Origin of the sequence: Collimonas pratensis (assembly GCF_001584185.1) — a bacterium.
GTDB classification, from domain to species: Bacteria; Pseudomonadota; Gammaproteobacteria; order Burkholderiales; family Burkholderiaceae_D; genus Collimonas; species Collimonas pratensis.
Window position 1 is genome coordinate 4,168,052 of record NZ_CP013234.1, and the last position, 16,545, is coordinate 4,184,596.

12 protein-coding genes and 1 pseudogene are annotated in these 16,545 nt (G+C 49.0%); 6 read left to right on the forward strand and 7 right to left on the reverse strand.

Annotation, left to right across the window (positions count from 1 at the left end; genetic code table 11):
* Positions 1–206 precede the first annotated feature (206 nt).
* Genes CPter91_RS18515 through CPter91_RS18525 form a run of 3 tightly spaced genes read right to left on the reverse strand, consistent with a single transcriptional unit; the run spans position 207 to position 3,405 of the window.
* Entirely contained in the window at positions 207–734 is a 528-nt protein-coding gene (locus CPter91_RS18515; RefSeq protein WP_061942751.1) for a response regulator, read from the reverse strand.
* Complete coding sequence (locus CPter91_RS18520; RefSeq protein WP_061942753.1) at positions 731–2,635, reverse strand: ATP-binding protein; 1,905 nt, start codon at positions 2,633–2,635, stop codon at positions 731–733. The genes CPter91_RS18515 and CPter91_RS18520 overlap by 4 nt, the downstream gene beginning before the upstream one ends.
* Positions 2,632–3,405 (reverse strand): helix-turn-helix transcriptional regulator, encoded by a 774-nt coding sequence (locus tag CPter91_RS18525; protein WP_061538637.1) that lies wholly within the window; start codon positions 3,403–3,405, stop codon positions 2,632–2,634. The genes CPter91_RS18520 and CPter91_RS18525 overlap by 4 nt, the downstream gene beginning before the upstream one ends.
* Before the next feature lie 157 nt (positions 3,406–3,562).
* On the opposite strand from CPter91_RS18525, the gene CPter91_RS18530 reads away from it, so the two are divergent.
* From CPter91_RS18530 to CPter91_RS18535, 3 genes and pseudogenes are all read left to right on the forward strand, one after another.
* Complete coding sequence (locus CPter91_RS18530) at positions 3,563–4,060, forward strand: SgcJ/EcaC family oxidoreductase (RefSeq protein ID WP_061942755.1); 498 nt, start codon at positions 3,563–3,565, stop codon at positions 4,058–4,060.
* A gap of 466 nt (positions 4,061–4,526) precedes the next feature.
* Positions 4,527–4,730 (forward strand): annotated as a pseudogene (locus CPter91_RS27770) (DUF2471 family protein); the annotation flags it as partial.
* 45 nt (positions 4,731–4,775) lie between these two features.
* Positions 4,776–5,156: a VOC family protein gene (locus CPter91_RS18535; RefSeq protein WP_061942757.1), complete on the forward strand. Its 381-nt coding sequence runs from the start codon at positions 4,776–4,778 to the stop codon at positions 5,154–5,156.
* A gap of 29 nt (positions 5,157–5,185) precedes the next feature.
* Here the strand turns inward: CPter91_RS18535 and CPter91_RS18540 are convergent, their stop codons facing one another.
* The 3 genes from CPter91_RS18540 to CPter91_RS18555 form a co-directional block, all read right to left on the reverse strand.
* On the reverse strand, positions 5,186–6,664 hold the full coding sequence (locus tag CPter91_RS18540; protein WP_061942759.1) for a KAP family P-loop NTPase fold protein: 1,479 nt from the start codon (positions 6,662–6,664) through the stop codon (positions 5,186–5,188).
* Positions 6,665–6,689: 25 nt separating this feature from the next.
* A protein-coding gene (locus tag CPter91_RS18545; RefSeq protein WP_099047175.1) for an IS3 family transposase occupies positions 6,690–7,777 on the reverse strand; the annotation gives its coding sequence in 2 pieces (ribosomal slippage) (positions 6,690–7,525 and positions 7,525–7,777; 1,089 coding nt in all).
* 40 nt (positions 7,778–7,817) lie between these two features.
* Positions 7,818–8,210 (reverse strand): PAAR domain-containing protein, encoded by a 393-nt coding sequence (locus CPter91_RS18555; protein ID WP_061942761.1) that lies wholly within the window; start codon positions 8,208–8,210, stop codon positions 7,818–7,820.
* A 699-nt stretch (positions 8,211–8,909) separates the two neighbouring features.
* Here CPter91_RS18555 and CPter91_RS18560 point away from each other — a divergent pair.
* The 3 genes from CPter91_RS18560 (at position 8,910) to CPter91_RS18575 (ending at position 14,025) form a co-directional block, all read left to right on the forward strand.
* Positions 8,910–10,004, forward strand: coding sequence for an ABC transporter substrate-binding protein (locus tag CPter91_RS18560; protein ID WP_257722468.1), 1,095 nt, complete (start codon positions 8,910–8,912; stop codon positions 10,002–10,004).
* A gap of 646 nt (positions 10,005–10,650) precedes the next feature.
* Positions 10,651–12,606 (forward strand): tectonin domain-containing protein, encoded by a 1,956-nt coding sequence (locus CPter91_RS26620; RefSeq protein WP_150119744.1) that lies wholly within the window; start codon positions 10,651–10,653, stop codon positions 12,604–12,606.
* A gap of 241 nt (positions 12,607–12,847) precedes the next feature.
* Positions 12,848–14,025, forward strand: a protein-coding gene (locus CPter91_RS18575) for an IS3 family transposase (protein WP_205631615.1) whose coding sequence is annotated in 2 segments (ribosomal slippage) — positions 12,848–13,115 and positions 13,115–14,025 — 1,179 coding nt in all. Because the reading frame shifts where the segments join, the coding sequence is not laid out codon by codon here.
* 1,080 nt (positions 14,026–15,105) lie between these two features.
* Here CPter91_RS18575 and CPter91_RS18580 read toward each other — a convergent pair.
* Positions 15,106–16,284: an acyltransferase family protein gene (locus tag CPter91_RS18580; RefSeq protein ID WP_061942770.1), complete on the reverse strand. Its 1,179-nt coding sequence runs from the start codon at positions 16,282–16,284 to the stop codon at positions 15,106–15,108.
* Between the last annotated feature and the right edge of the window lie 261 nt (positions 16,285–16,545).

The window sequence follows — 16,545 nt, forward strand, 5'->3', positions numbered from 1 at the left end:
TAAAGCGATTTCATAACACTCATGCTGATCGGACATTGCGCCGAGTCCAGGAACTATTTTTCTGAATGAGAAACTGTGGATGAGTGTATCAAATACCTCGTTCGTGAAATTTTATTTTCCAATCTTTCGGTCATGACAGAATGTGCGAAGAGATCCATTTACCAACTGCCTGATCGAGGTCGAAGTGCAAAGGGAAAATCGCAGTATTATTTATGATCGGGATCTGTTTCCGTTCCTTCGAGCCGGCGGATGATACTGTCTTCTGCAAGCGGGCGGCTCTGAAACCTAATCGGAGCTGGAGACTCACCCGGTGACAACACTTGCAGTCGCCTGTATAGCGCGCGCGTCTCCAGGAGATTCCACACGCGCAGCATCGCCTCGATGGTATCGAAAGGTTTGGTCAAAAAATCTTTTGCTCCCAGCGACAACGCACGGCGCTTCGATTCCGTCGTTGCGTCCGCGGTGACAACCAACACTGGACGATAGTCGTATGGATCGCCACGGCGCTTCAGCTGTTCAAGCACAGCGTAGCCGTCAAGCTCCGGCATCATCAGATCCAATATGATCAAGTCGGGGTCGAACGCAGTATACAGATCCAATGCCCGTTGCGCATCGGTCGTGCTGACAACGTGGGTCAAGCCTTCCCGCGTGAGCAAGTCTTCCAGCAGACGCAGGTTCGCAGGCTGATCATCAATGATTAGCACGCGCGAAGAAAGTAAATCGTCTTCATTCATTGGATAATCCAATCGAGCAGTTTAAAGAATTGTTGCAGATTAAGCGGTTTGGCCAGGTAGCCTGCAATAGCGCTATCGTTCAGCAGCGAGATCGCCGCTGAATCCTTGTCTCCGTTTAGGATCACTACAGGAATCTGCGCCAGGACTGCATCGCCGCCTATCGCGTGCAATAACGCCTCTCCGCTCAAATCCGGCAAAAGAATATCCACCAGCAGCACGTCCGGCAAACATTGCCGCGCAAGCTGCAAGCCTTCCTGGCCGGTACTCGCCGTGTACAGGCGCCAATGCGGCCGCCGTGCTGCCAATGTCTCGATCAATGCCCGGTTGGACGCATCGGGTTCTATGCATAGCACGGTACGCGTCGTGGTTGGTTCCAGGGGATGAACGGCAGGCGTTCCTACTGTAACCACAGGTATTGCTTGTGCGGGCCGTACCGAATGAGGCAAGCTAAGTGTAAATACGGTTCCTTTTCCCTGGACGCTATCGGCAATGATGTCACCGTGCATCGCTTGCATCAGGCTTTTCGAAACCGCCAAGCCCAATCCAGCACCTTCGCTAGTTCCCCGCTCCGCCCCCAGGCGGTCGAACGGCGTAAACAGGCGCTCCGTCAAATCGGCGGAAAGCCCTGGACCATCGTCCTCTATAGCGACACTAACCGTATCGCCATATGCAGCAACTTGAATGCGTACCTGTCCATTTGGCGAGTTGTACTTGATTGCATTGGACAACAGGTTCAATAATACTTGCATCAGGCGTTGGCGATCTGCCAGCACGGCCAGTTGATCAGGGCATACAAGCTGATCTAAATGAATCTTACGCTGAGCGGCGAGCGGCGCAACCAAATTGAGTGCTTCCGCTAATAATGACGCAAGCTGAATCGGCTGTACTTGGATGGAGAATTTACCGGCCTCGATGCGAGCAATGTCCAATACTTCATTGATCAGTGTCAGCAAATGCCGGCCGGCTCGAGTGATTTGTGCTGCATTCTCCCTGGCGCGGATATTGGCTTGATCGTCCTCCAGCAGTTGCGCGAAACCCAGAATGGCATTCAATGGAGTCCGCAGTTCATGGCTGGTGCGGGACAAAAATTCAGTTTTTGCCTGGCTTGCAGCCTGCGCCGCGGCGGCACGGTCGGCCAGCAGCAGACTGGCTTTATGCAGGCGCTCGGCAAGTTGTCCAAGTTCGTCGGCTGCAGCGTCGGTCGGCTCAAGCTGCATGCCGCGCGCCAGTCGTTCTGCATTGTCTGCAGCGAACCGCACCCGCCGCACCACGCGCATCATGAACATCAACATGGCGCTCGCGCCGATGATACCGACCAGAATAGTCGCCAGATTCATCAGCAGGTTGCGATGCAGCGCATCTTGAACGGCAGCAGTGCGCTGTTCTACCAACTCCGATTCACGCACAGTCATCGCGCCAATCTGTGTACGCAATTCGTCGAGAATTTTTTTGCCAGCCAACAACTGGGTGCGCAAATCATCAGGAGTTGCGCCATCCAGATTGCGCAGCACGTCCAGGCTGGCGAGTTTTTGTTGTATCAAAGATAGCACGCGTCCTAGACGCGCCACTTGAACCGGATCACGCACGTTCGCCTGCAATGCCGAAATGGTCACCGGAAGTTGTGCCACGGCCGCATTGTATGGCGCCAGGAAATCGTCCCGGTCTGTCAGCAGGAAACCCCTTACCCCGGTCGCAGCTTCAGCAAATAGTGTGTGGAGTGATTGGATATCGGATTGCACTTTCAGCGTGCGGCGCATCTCCGCGGTCGAGTCGGCAGTTTGTTGTTCAAGTTTGTAGCTGGTGATCACTGAACCTAGCAACATGATGAGCGACGAAGCGATGATTGCACCGCTTTTGAACGTAAGCGACCAATCTTTCCAGCCTCGGTAAAATTTTCTCATGCGTCGAGTCCATAGTCCGCTGCGCAGACGGCGGCTTGGGTGCGATCCCTGAGATCAAGCTTGTGCAGGATACGCTCGACGTGGATCTTGACGGTGCCGGTGGCAATGCCGAGTTGTTCGGCCATCGCAGCATTGGTCAGGCCGCGAGGCATCAACGAAAAAACCTGCAGTTCGCGCGCCGTAAGCGTTTTCAGCTCGGCTGCCTTGTTTCCTGAAATACGAGCTGCAGGCTTGCTTGTCACGAGCAGAGCCATCGCTAGCATGGTGCCGAGGATTTGCAGCGTAGCGAGATCGTCGGCATGTGGCGAAGGTACCTGACGTGCGCTGATCAACGCTAGCGCTCCTACGTTCTTGCCGCCAAAGCACAGTGGTATCAATACTTCCAGTCCCACCGTCTTTTCGCGGCCGATTCGCAAGCTGCTCTGTACATCCTGCCGGACTAGCGGCAACTGCCTATCCTGTAACAGGGTACGCAATGCCCCATTGACTGCCAGGCGAGCGCCGACAGGGGGCACCGGACCTTGCCCGGCATAAACGTGCAATCCGTCGTCCTTCACAAAGAGCAATACGCCGTCTTCCACCGACAGCAATTCAAGCGCTTTACCGAGAATTATCGCGAGAGCTGTTGCTTGATTGCCGTCCACAGCGAGCGCCCCGCCAGCATCGGCCAATAAACGCAACCGCGTGGCGCTGCCTTCCGCATGGCGATACCGCACGCGCGCAGCCCTGGCATTCAGAGGTGTATCGGATTGGTCAGCAGGTGTCTTCATTAAAAAAATCTATTTGTCGTCGGTAGCTGAATTATATGCCAATCGGCATAGTATCCATCCCCCAAGCAGCTGATTTCAACTGGCGATTTCATATCCATACTTCACTCGTCGTCGCTTCCATTGCTGCGGCACTCCGATTGTTTTTTTAGAGGGCAACATGAAAAAAATCCTAGTAATCACAGCACTGCTTATCAGTACCACCGTATACGCAAAAAATGTCGAGACGCCAAGGGTCTACCGCGAAGTAGCTGCGGCGCCGACGAATTCTCGCGAAGCCGAAGTTGCCGCGCTGTTCGATCGATGGAATGCGGCTCTTGCCACTGGCAACGCCGATCAGGTTACCAAGCTGTACGCAGCCGACGCTGTATTGGAGCCGACTGTATCAAACGAGGTTCGGACTACGCCTGCCGAGATAAAGAGTTATTTCGTAAAGTTCTTGCAGATGAAACCGCAAGGGACAATCAATTATCGGCAAATCCGTTTCCTCGGCGACAACGCGGCACTCGACACCGGGGTATATACATTCAACCTGACGAAAGACGGCAAGGCTAAAAAAGTCCACGCGCGTTATACCTACGTATATAAGAAGGTCGACAGCGATTGGAAGATCTTAAATCACCATTCGTCTGTGATGCCGGAGTCGGTGGATGACTGATGTACGCAAGGAGATCTTGATTCCATCGTGTTGATTTTCGGAGACACGATTACCCGTTCGATAGCCTGACGCTTACCGTTGACGGCACAACGGGCTTTGCCACCACGATGTTCAGCGGGCAAAGCAATTACCTCATCAGCACCATGCCGCACCAGTCCCCCCCACGCCTGCCGGCTTCGTTAAATGCGCTGCTTTTAACGCATTTCGCAAAAACGCCAAGCCCCCAAGCGGCGCGGGGTGTGCGGGGAAAGTGGCTGCAACGGGTTGACGCAAAATGACGCACTTTGCGCGGGATTTTTGCAAAAACTCGATAAGCGTTTATACTGTACGCACATACAGTAGTTTGCACTTTGGAGAATATGATGCGCCTAACCAACATGAACGAATTTGATGCAGTAATTGCCCGAGCAGAACCAATTATTGCCACAATAGTCACCCGCCACCGCACCGAGGGGCAGCCCTTACCTGGTGGTTAATCCATTCGATTGAAGGCGAAGTGTTAGCCGAATTGAACCGTGCCGATGACCTCCAGCCGGCCTACATCAACTTGATTAGACATTCCGGGGTTTTCAACTACCCGCTGAATGATGACCTGGTCGACTTTGGCGAATCAAGTGCGATTGCTTGCGCGTTTTCAATGATCTACGACGCATTTCACAGGGTTCGTTGATTCGCTTAAGATGCAATAAAAATTCACTAACAAATTAGGATAGACATGCTCCACCATCTTTCAATTGGCGTACGCGACCTGGCACTTGCTGCAAGGCTCTATGATGCAGCGCTTGGCGCTCTCGGGTTTAAGCGTGTGTTTGAGCACGACACGGCAATTGGCTACGGAGTCGAAGAGGACAAGGATCTGCTGTGCCTGAAACTACGTCCGGATGCGGCAGCGCCCGGTCCGGGATTTCATCTCGCGTTCGCCGCGCCTTCCAGGTCATCAGTGGCGGCTTGCCACTCAGCCGCGCTGCAAGCGGGCGGTCGTGATAACGGTGCGGCTGGCTTGCGACCCGATTATGGCCCCAATTATTACGCGTGCTTTCTGATCGATCCAGACGGCTATCATATCGAAGCAGTAATCAATGCTCCTCTTCCTTGATGACCTGTCTTGAAGACTGATGCCGGTAACTATTGCTTAATAAATCCACCGGCATGTTGGACTAGGTGAAAATAGATGGAATAATCTGGCGTAAATGTGCCCCCGCTTTGTGCACCCTTTATATCGTAGACTAAGTTCTGCGGAAAAATTCGAACGTTGAGCTGCTTCGAATTGCGAGCGCTATAGCTCAGGTTAAGATCATCGAAATAAATTTTCGCTATCTGATTCAACGAAATTATATTAACTGCGGATCCGTCATCGCTCATTAATGCTATGGCTCCAAATCCAGCAACTCTATCAAGAGTTTTGAATCCGGTTTCATCCGACAGATTTCGTGTCTTCGCTATTTTTTCAAAAACCGCTGGATTTTTTTGATATATGACGGTTAAAAATATCAAGAAAAATATGTGAACTGGTTTTCCTTCCAGACTCAAAAAAGCAGCTTCCAAAATAGTCGCAATCTGAAGTTGGTCGCGTAGGCCCAATGCAAAAGAATCCGCGTGCATTTCGAGAACTAAGCTTAATATTTCGACTGGAGTTTGCCCGATTGGAACTTGGCCGTTGGGCGCATGACTGTAGCTCAAACCATGAACAATGTTCTGGATCTCTGGAAGTGCCATCCTGTTAAACAGTAAATTCGCAAATTGAATATTGCTCGGCTCTCGCAAAGAATATTGCAAATCAAAGAACCTTTTCAAATATCGCTGGCCGTCAAAGCCTGTGCCATAAACTGCTTTCACAGATTCGCCGAGTTGTTGGATATTTGTGGCAATGATGAAAAAAACTCCAGGTACACCGAAAAGATGTTTAATCCCTTCGAGTAACTCAATGGCGTAATCGGGTCTGCAACGATCCAATTCGTCGACAAAAATTAGTAGCGGCAATTGGACGCCGCTAACTTTTTCCAACGCTTCAATTAGCTTTGATAATTTCTCTTTGAACTCTACGATTAATTTTTTTATTGTGTTATGTCCCGCGAGCGCTTTGTCGATAGCCTTCTTTAATTTTTGTTGAAAGTCCTTAAATTCACTTGCCGCGCCTTCAATATTCCCCATCTGACCATCGCTATCGGCGGCAGAAATCAGAGCCTGAATATGGGTCGCTGACATGCCGACAAAATGCTTTGCTGCAGCACTGGCAAGCACAGTTAATACTGGTTTATAGACATTTTTTATTTTTTTGATTGCAGCCGTTTTTACTTTATCGCCGACGGAAATATGTTTGAAATATTCTTTGAGACCTGTATCAAATTCAGCAATAAAAGCTAAAAGTGGATCTTCGGTAAAATCGTTTTGCCAAGCGTTGAAGAACACTGTTGGATGCATCTCAAATAAGGCCTGGTCCTTCCACCGTTCGAGCATGAACGATTTTCCGTATCCCCATTCGGCGTTGACCGCAAGCACAAATCCAGATTCTTTCTTTTTTGCTCCGTAGCGCTTGACCAAATATTTCTGTAGATAGAATGCGTCCTCTTTCCGCTCAAGGACATCGTCTGGTAATCCCCCCATTTTTAAGCAAAGTTAAAAGTAGAGGCTAAGCCGCAAGGGCCAATTTCTGCTTCGGGGTGATGCCGCCGAGCGCCATGTTCGGGCGTTCGTGATTGTAAGTCCAGAGCCATTTCGTCGCAAATTCCTGAACCTCCTCGACGGATTCGAACAGGTAATGTGCGAGCCAGTCATAGCGAACCGTTCTGTTGTAGCGCTCGATATAAGCATTCTGTTGTGGCTGTCCTGGTTGAATAAAACTGATTTGGATGCCGTGCTTTTCCGCCCACGCGGCCAGTGTCGAACTGATGTATTCGGGCCCGTTGTCACAGCGGATCGTCGTCGGCTTTCCCCGCCATTCGATAATTTGGTCAAGCGACCGAACGACGCGGGCTGCCGGCAGGGAGAAATCGACGTCAATGCCTAAGCCTTCACGATTAAAATCGTCAATGACGTTGAACAGGCGGATGCTACGCCCATCCGACAATTGATCGTGCATGAAGTCCATGGACCAGACGTCGTTGATCGACGTTGGTACCGACAACGGTTCAGGCTTTGCTCTGGTAAGCCGCTTTTTTGGTTTGATTCGCAAATTCAACTCTAGCTCTCGATATATCCGATAGACGCGCTTGTGGTTCCAGCCGAATCCTTTGACATTGCGCAGATACAGGAAGCAAAGGCCGAAGCCCCAGTTTCGCTGGTTCGCGGTCAGCCGGATTAACCAGTCCGCGACACGCTCGTTATCTTCCGATAGCTTTGCCTTGTAGCGATAGCAGGTCTGGCTGATCGCGAAAGTCGCGCATGCGCTGCTGACGCTGATTCCATGCGCTCGGACTGCCGTTTGTGCCATCTCACGTCGGTGAGATGGCTTCACCACTTTTTTTGCATCGCCTCCGAAATGATCTCGGCCTTCAGCTTCTCTTCGGCGTACATCTTCTTGAGTCGACGGTTCTCATCTTCCAACTCTTTCATCCGCGTCATCATCGACGCGTCCATGCCACCGTATTTGCTCCGCCACTTGTAGAACGAGGCCGAACTCATCCCGTGCTCACGACAAAGCTCCGGCACTGGCGTGCCAGCCTCGGCCTGCTTCAAGATGTTGATGATCTGACTTTCGGTAAAGCGTGATGTCTTCATGTAAAACTTCCTCAAAATCGCATTTAAGAAAATTCTACTTTTAACTGATACTTTTTTGTGGGGGGATTACCGCTCCTGCACTAGTCAGCAAAGTACTAACTGCGGCGGTCGCGCTCGGCGCTATTCCAGCTCCTTGAGCCATATCATCATATTGATGGGTGCTCGTGGATGTGGCGATCATTCGCGGCGGCTTCGGACATTTACAGAGCAAAATATCGTGATCCAGCGCGATTTCGCCCATAAAATTCATCCTTCGGGGACCACCTGCTTTGGCGATCATACCAATGCTTTTGCAGGCCTCGCAGTATGCTTTGCTGCCGATTAGTGCGGCGCGAATGTTGTTTCCAACGGTCACTGTGACCGCAGGGTTCGGGAGAATGTAACCACCAGTTTCTGGCTTATCCGGCTCACACAGCCAATTTCTCATTACCATGTCACGCCTGCTTTCTGATGCGTATCAAAAACCTAATTCTGCCACGGTAATGCGTATTTGCTAAGATTTCTCACGGGGAATGTTGCGATTATGCGAATCTCGATAGATGTTGAGGCCATCAACCATCACTGAATCGAGTTGTTTATATGCCACCATTTCAACAGACTTTGAATGGCGCGGCGCAGTCATCCCCCCACCACGCCTGCCCACTAAATGGGATGCTTTCGACTCAAATTTTTAAAATAGGCGCACATAGGAGGGAGCAACTCAGGAGGGGCGGGAATCCTTACAAGCTTTTGGGGATCGGCTGATTGAGATTTAATTTCAATTTTCGGATCATTAACAAAGCAATAAGGCGTATTTAGTTCTTTAAGAATGGCAGAAATCGGCGTGCTGAAAACTTGCCTCAATAGTTGGCAAGCAATCTCGCACAAACATGGATGCATGGAGCGAAATGCAAATGAAATGAGCAATTCGTCACAAAAATTTCCCGGGCCAATATCTTCATCTCGCCTGTTACCTGGTTCCGTTCCAGGAAGCGAGGTCGTCTTTATTGCCCGGCGCCAGGACGCATCGATTCCTGGCGTGAAGAAGATTGCCAGTCAATTATCAGTATTACCTTAGGTTTTTTTACCCTTTCTATCCAGGAAAAATATGTTGAAGTGTAACTCCAACCTTGTTTTGTGCCTCGTAACCCTGATGCTTTTGTACAGATTCGCATATGCAGAGCCAGGCGTAACCGAAAGCACCATTACGATAGGTATGTCAAGTCCGTTGTCTGGACCAAATGGGGCGTATGGACTGGAGATGCATGAGGCAATTAGCGCTCTAATTGCCAAGACGAACGAAGAAGGCGGAATATACGGCCGCGCAATTGAACTGATCACAATCGATGATGGCTACGAACCTGAACGCGCAGTCGCCAATACAGAAAAGCTATTGAATGAGAAGAAAGTATTTGCTCTGATAGGTTATTACGGGTCTTCTTCAACTACGGCTGCAATGAAAGTATTTTCCGTAGCAAAAGCTCCATTGGTCGGTGCAATCAGCGGTGCCGATACGCTTCGTACGCCTGTTGAACGTTACATGTTCAATGCGCGTGCAAGTTATGCGGATGAAACGACTGCGATCGTCAATCAACTAGTATCGATCGGTTTAACCAAAATCGCGGTATTTTACCAAAATGACGGATTTGGCAAATCGGGATTGAATGGCGTCAGCCAAGCTCTCAAAAAGCATAATATGCAACCCGTTGTTATAGGAGTTGTGGAACGAAACTCGCTCGATGTAGCGGCTGCCGTAGCGACCATTTCCGCTGCAAAGCCCCAGGCAGTCATCATGGTGACTTTGTATAAACCTACTGCTGCATTTGTTAAGCAAATGAAAGCTTTGGGTGTTTATACACAGTTTACGACGCTCTCGCCAGTTGGCGCAGATTTGCTTGCTAAAGAACTGGGAACGGATGCACGTGGCATCGCTATTTCACAAGTGATGCCGTATCCTTGGGATGACACTCTTCCGATTGTAAAAGAATATCAACGCGTTATGAAAAAACAGAATAAGAATTACAAGCCATCTTATTATGGCCTTGAAGGTTTTATCAATGCTCGCATTTTAATTGAAGGGCTGAAAAAAGCTGGGAAACAGCCCGATCGGGAAAAACTGGTCGATGCTCTGGATTCAGGCAACCTGGACATCGGAGGATACATCGTTAAGTATTCATCCGATACACATAACGGTTCCAAGTTCGTCGAATTGACAGTACTTGGGAACTCTGGTCACCTACTTCACTAACATAGTAGTCGCGGTTCGAATGCTAACAATTGGGTCCAATGCTTTTTATGTGCGTTAATGGAAATTAATGGTATGCAGCATACTTACCACTGCCGCTGGCAAAAGCGACAAGGAACTTCAAGTAGCAAAGGACAGCGCGAACAACGCACAGCGCGGTATTGTGCGATTCCAGACTGAGGCGCAAACGTTGCGTGGGTTGCTCGATGCGAAAACAGGCGCAGTCAAGTCGGCACAGACACGGCGATCAGCAAAATAACGCATCCGCGTAAAACATTTTTGATGCCAAAAAATTCATTGCTATTAATGATTTAGACCACTTTTTGGCGAAAAAATCGCGAATCCCGGCCAGCCCTCAATTTGGCGGCGCGCGGGGAGAATCAGGGCAGCGCTGTTCCGCTGCAAGTGCGGTAATGGATATAGCTTAAATTCCCGTAAAAGATGTCTTGACTGACGGGTCCACTTTGCAGTGACACCATTCATGTGTCCTGAATTATAGAGAAAGGAGGCGTTTCGTTATCTTCAGTAGTGATGCAACAAAGACATATTTATGTATAAAACAGAAGAAGATCTGTCAATAAACAGGCATCGAGAGCAATAGGGTATACGAGCAAGAAATAGAAGAGATAATTCTAATCTGGAGACAAAAATGACTAGCATCAATACTAACAAGCTAATTCCGCGTTTAATACGGAAAATGCTAACAATTACATTCGCTAGTGTAGCGTTTTTTTTTGGGGTTCCCCTGACAACCCAAGCTACATCAACAGCTGCACCAACAATATGCCAAGCCCAATCGGGTGCGTCGTGGTGTTCGAATCAAGCGCCTGGCCCTGTTAATAATGGGTACCATTCTTTAACATGGACAAATCTCAATAAAAACCTTGTTGAAATCACAGTCGCTAACGACATGGCATGGGGTATTGATAGTAATACTGATCTTTGGCAGTTGCCAGATTTCAAATCTGGCATAGTATGGACAAAAGTCGCTCATGGCGTCAAAAAAATTGCGTCTAATGGCAATTTGCTTTGTCAAATAAGCACCGACAGTTATATTTATTGTTCTACTTCATTAGCGCCACCATCCACTGCTGATGCCAATGGCTACCATAGCATTTCTTGGTTAAAGACAAAAATCAACACGATGTCGACGATAGCTTTGGGTATAGGTAATAAGATTTGGGGGATAGATTCTAATCAGAACCTATATTTATATAATGATTATACCAATCCAGTTCCCGCTAATACTTACAAAGTCGCAGCCAATGTTTATGAGATCGCAACCGATGGCAGTGTGTTATGCCAAAAAAACGTATCGAGAAATGGAAGTGAAAGCTATTGTAGTAACTCGCTAGTGCCATCGGTAACTAAAGATAGCAACGGTTATAATAATTTATCTTGGACCGATTTAGGGACGTCATATTCAAGTCTGGCCGTCACAGGCGGTCAAGTATGGGGAGTAAGCCCGACCTCACCATTTGATGTGTGGTACATGCCTGATTACACGAACAAATCTTCATGGTATAAAATTGCCTCAGGTGGCGTCAAAGTTGCTGTTGCTTCTGCACCGTCTACAGTTTCCGTTATAAATCCTTTCGCAAGTGATGAAGTGCCTGTTTTGATCTTCATGGGGCAGAGTAATTCTGCAGGAATGAATGCGATACCATCAAGTTTTACGTTAACCAATGCTCCGAACGTATGGGGAATCACTAACGTTGGATGGAATTATATGGCCGGCAATGGAAATGGCACTACGCCTGCTTTTACTAGTGCCATATCAACTATTAGTTCAGTAAGTTGGTCTCATTGGACTGACTCGTCTAGCGGTAATGACATGAATCTTGGCTTCAATAATAAAGGAAGCGGAAATGCGGCAGATTTTGCTGCATACCAGTGGCAATCTCTAATCAATGCAGGAAACAAGTTACCTGATTTGCATATTATCCACATCGGCTGGCCAAGTCAGGGTATTGATCCATTGGATTATTATGATCCAAATGCAGCAAACTGGGTCAAGCATGGGGTCAATCTTTGGCAGCCAGGGTTAGACACATCAAAGCAACCATCTTATGCACTCGCTCCTTTTGCCAGACGAATTCTGTATCTAGCCCTACGCGATATTATGAATTCTGGGAAGGTTCCTCGGATTATTGGAATGCAATGGAATCAATGGGAGGCTGAGGCGGATAATACAACTGCGGCATCTAAAAAGTCAGCCACAACAGTCGCAAATGCCCCTGGCAATTATGCGACATTGTTTAAAGGTTTTTATGATGCAGTAGGAGCCCATTTCCCCATACAAATCGTTAAGCCTCTATCTACAGCCGCAGTGTTTAATGGATACACACCGACAATGCAAAAAGTCTTTTCTGATTTGATGGCCGCTGCTCCATCAGACTACTCGATCATTGATGCTTCCACTACCGTCGTCAGCCCTAACTCTATTTATACAGGTGGTAGTTTGGGGGGCGGGGATGGCAGCGTCCATTACAACCTTGATACACACAAATGGTTTGCTGCGCAGGCAATAAACACCTGCCTAGTAAATGGAAAATGTGGAACTCGTATTTTATCTACAATATTACCCGGGACTGCGCCCAACTAACCCTGTAGCAAGATAATACATTCCCCCACTTGTCCTGAAATGAGCCAGTGGGGAGTAATGCCGTTCCTCGTTCAAGAGAGCGACTAACCTGGATCTTAAGGGCACCTCTAAAAACCTCCCCAGTTCTGGCATGATGTTGGCAGACAGACAATCCCATTGCTTCAGAGTCAGTAATTTTGTAGTGGTCTAATTTGCCCGGACACCTCGATAGGTGGACAATCCACTATTCGAGGAGATTTGCATGACAAGGCAACGCCGCAATTTCGATCTCAGCTTCAAGCTTGAGGTCGTCAAAATGATCAAAGAACAGGGACTCAGTGTTCAACACGTATGCGAGAGCATGAGCATTGGCCCGACCGCCGTGCGTCGCTGGATAGAGCAGTACGATGCCGAGCAATCCGGCCAGGCAGGCATTGGCAAACCGCTGACACCCGAGCAACAACGAATCAGGCAGTTGGAGCAGGAGAACCGCCAACTGCGAGGCGATGTAGAAATCTTAAAAAAGGCCTCGGCCTTCTTTGCCCGCGAGCTGAAATGAGTTTTCGACTGATCGACGAGCTGCAAACGAAGGCCATCCCTGTCGCACAGAGCTGTCGTGTGCTGGGCGTTAGCCGTTCCGGTTTTTACGAAGCGAAGCGCCGCGCTACCGCGCCGGTTGTTTGCAAAGCGAGTGTCCATGTACGAGCTGCTTTCGTGGCAAGTCACCAGAGCTATGGCAGCCGCCGTATGGTGACGGAGCTGTCAAACCGCGGCATCACGGCCGGGCGTTTCAAGGTTCGTCGGTTGATGCGCCAGGCGGGCTTAAAGCCAGTCTGGAAGCGCAAGTTCATTCACACTACCGACAGCAAGCATGATCTGCCGATCGCAGCCAACGTGCTGGGCCGCCAGTTCAATCCGGTAGTGCCAAACAAGGCCTACGTCTCCGACATCACCTACGTGCGGACTGGCGCCGGCTGGCTGTACCTGGCGGTGGTGATCGACCTGTTCTCGCGCAAGGTGGTTGGCTGGGCTATGGCACCGAGCATGCCGGCCAAGCTGGTCTGTGACGCCTTGCACATGGCGCTTCAACAGCGGCGGCCAGACAAAGGATTGGTCGTCCACTCAGACCGTGGCAGCCAATATGCAAGTGCCCAGTACCAAGCAATGCTAGCCAGTCACGGCTTCACCTGCAGCATGAGCCGCAAAGGCAATTGCTGGGACAATGCAGTTGCCGAACGCTTCTTCCTGAATCTCAAAATGGAAAGGGTGTGGCAGCGCCAATATGCCAACCACGCGGAGGCCAAGATCGATATCGCCGCCTACATCGTCGGCTTCTACAACAACGAACGTCTGCATTCCGTTCTGGGCAATCTGCCGCCCTCCGTCTACGAACGGAACATGGCAGCAAAAAAACCTATCGTCGTGTCCGAATTTACTTGACCACTACAATAGTGACCGTTGTAAAAAATTGTTTTTTCAAAAAAAATGTCATTTTATTCAAAAGAAAAAGGTGTCCGTAAGAATAATTTTTCCATCTTACCAAAAGGGAAAAAATTACTTTTCCATAAGGAATTTCGAATGGTAATAAGGTGCGGGGTCGACACGTGCGCAGCCATCTTCGGGGGACACCACCAGCACAATCCGTGCCATATGCAATTTCCAACATGAAGCCGGATGAATCAAAAGAGCATGCCGAAACCGTGAAGTAACTTTGACCGAAGGACGAAAACCCGACAAATTTTGGGTATGGCAAGCGGGTCAAACTGACAGGTCAATGCAGCAAGCAAAAGAACAAACTGGATTTTCGTTGTTTCGAATTTTGAGTGCGGTTATTTGGGCCTGTTCAAGTTAAACGAGACTGCCCAGTCGGTGTTAGCGCTAACAAAATGTGTCAGTTTTTTTGTTTTTCGGTCAATTTTCTGTCCATATCCTGCTGGCACAAGGTCGAATCACCTTCGGCCTTTTCGCCTGAATTCCTACTGCGTGTTCGATATTCGATATGGTACGGATAGTGTCAAGGCATTTCCATATGGTAACTATCGCATACGAAAAATATGACATTTCTTTTTAAAAAACAATTTTTTATAACAATCTCCGCCTGCCTGATACTCAGCGCGTGTGGTGCGGCACGAGTGATATCCGGACTCGCATATTTGTTGGAGGGCGAGGTTAAAAAATAGGATATTTTGCGGAGCGGAAATCGGCTGTAAAGCCTCGAAATATATGGAAAACTAGATGAGCTTGGGAAGCTTTAGAGGGTATTTCAGATTAAGTATAAAAAATGCTGTCATTTTGTTGTCATTCTGGAGCTTAATCAACCCCAAAACACCCCAATTAATGACAGCGATATATTTTTAAACTATTGATTTTAAACAAATTATTGGTGGAGGCGGCGGGAATCGAACCCGCGTCCCATTTGCACCGATTGCATATTGACCACTCATCGAAGAATCGCGCAACCGGGTTGATAAATTCGGGGATCACGAAATTTCCTTATGCCCGCACTATTCCGTGCATCTGTCATGCTGGAGATTGCATGCTCCCTGCTCTCCCCGAGACTGCGTCACGTTCAAAATGAACCGAGGGAAACAACTTTGCCCGCAGTTGCATGAACGGCGTTTCTACAAGTCGGTAGAGCAGCCATCCGCCAAAAATGGAGATGCCCATGACGATGGCCACACCTACTGGCCCATCAGCGTCAATATTCCAGCCTGAGAGCGGGGCCAGGGATAACTTGAAGATTGCCTTGTGCACGAGGTAGATCGCATAGGACCACAGTGCAATTTTTTCGGCGCCGGGAACGCGCAGCCGGTTCAGTAATGAGTTGGGGCTAAGTGCCGACATCGTCAACAAGGCAAAGCTCGCCGCGAGCAATGGATACCCAAACGTCATCATCGAAAACGTAAAACCGTAGTCGTCAATTTCACGATAATTCAGGAAAAGATAAGCCGTCAGGATGAATGAAGCCGCCCCGCAAACGAGCAGGAGATTCCCCTTGCGTATGATCTGTGAGTACAGATCACCATGAAAATTTCTGAGCATAGCAATCGCCACGCCTGGTAATAGTTCGTCAAAGCGCGCGAAGCTTGAATAATAGACATAGACAGCGTGATCGGCTGGGTTAATCAGGTTCTGCCCGTGATTCATCCACGCCATCCCCCTTACTGCCATACCGGCGATGATCACGCCAGCAATTGCAGACCAGCCCCAAAATACTGGTTTTCGAAAACTAGCAATCAGCAGCGCCACGACTGGCAGTATCAAATAAAATTGCTCTTCGATGCAGAGCGACCACGAATGGGAGAAGGTCTCTCCGAAATGCAGGCCGATGTTCTGAGTAAACGTCAGGAAGCGCCAAATCGATGGTGTGTTCGAGCCTCCTAACGCGGACGGAAACATAAAATAGATAGCCAGCACGACGTAGTAGGCCGGCAGCGTTCGGAGCAAGCGCCGGGCAAAAAAAGTCTTGAGCGAAAAACGGTTCCCTCGCGCCAGCGTCGACATGATTTGATTGCCGATCAGGTAGCCGCTAAGCACAAAGAACAGATCGACTCCCATCCAGCCGATACTCGTTAGAAAACCGAACGTGAGTTTTCCACTAACTACGACACCGTAGTGAGACATCATGACCAATAGGATCGCAGATGCTCGCAAGGTGTCCAGCCCATAGATTCTGCGTGTTGCGTTGATTTCGGTCATCAGGCTCTTTTTTTAGTGTGGTGATGAAGCAATTCGCAATTTGCGACAAATCGATACTTTCGTGCGCACGAATTCTATCAATTTCCTCAATGCAATGGTCAATTCAGTGCGAAGACGAACATCATTTCGCGTATCCAAAGCACAGTAAATTGAAAAGCAGTCTCTGAGAGGCCGATGACGGCGAATCGGATAAATTGGCTTTGCAGTCCCACTATCAGTTTTTTATATATGAGATGCGAAATCTTCGCAGTTGGAGCCCAA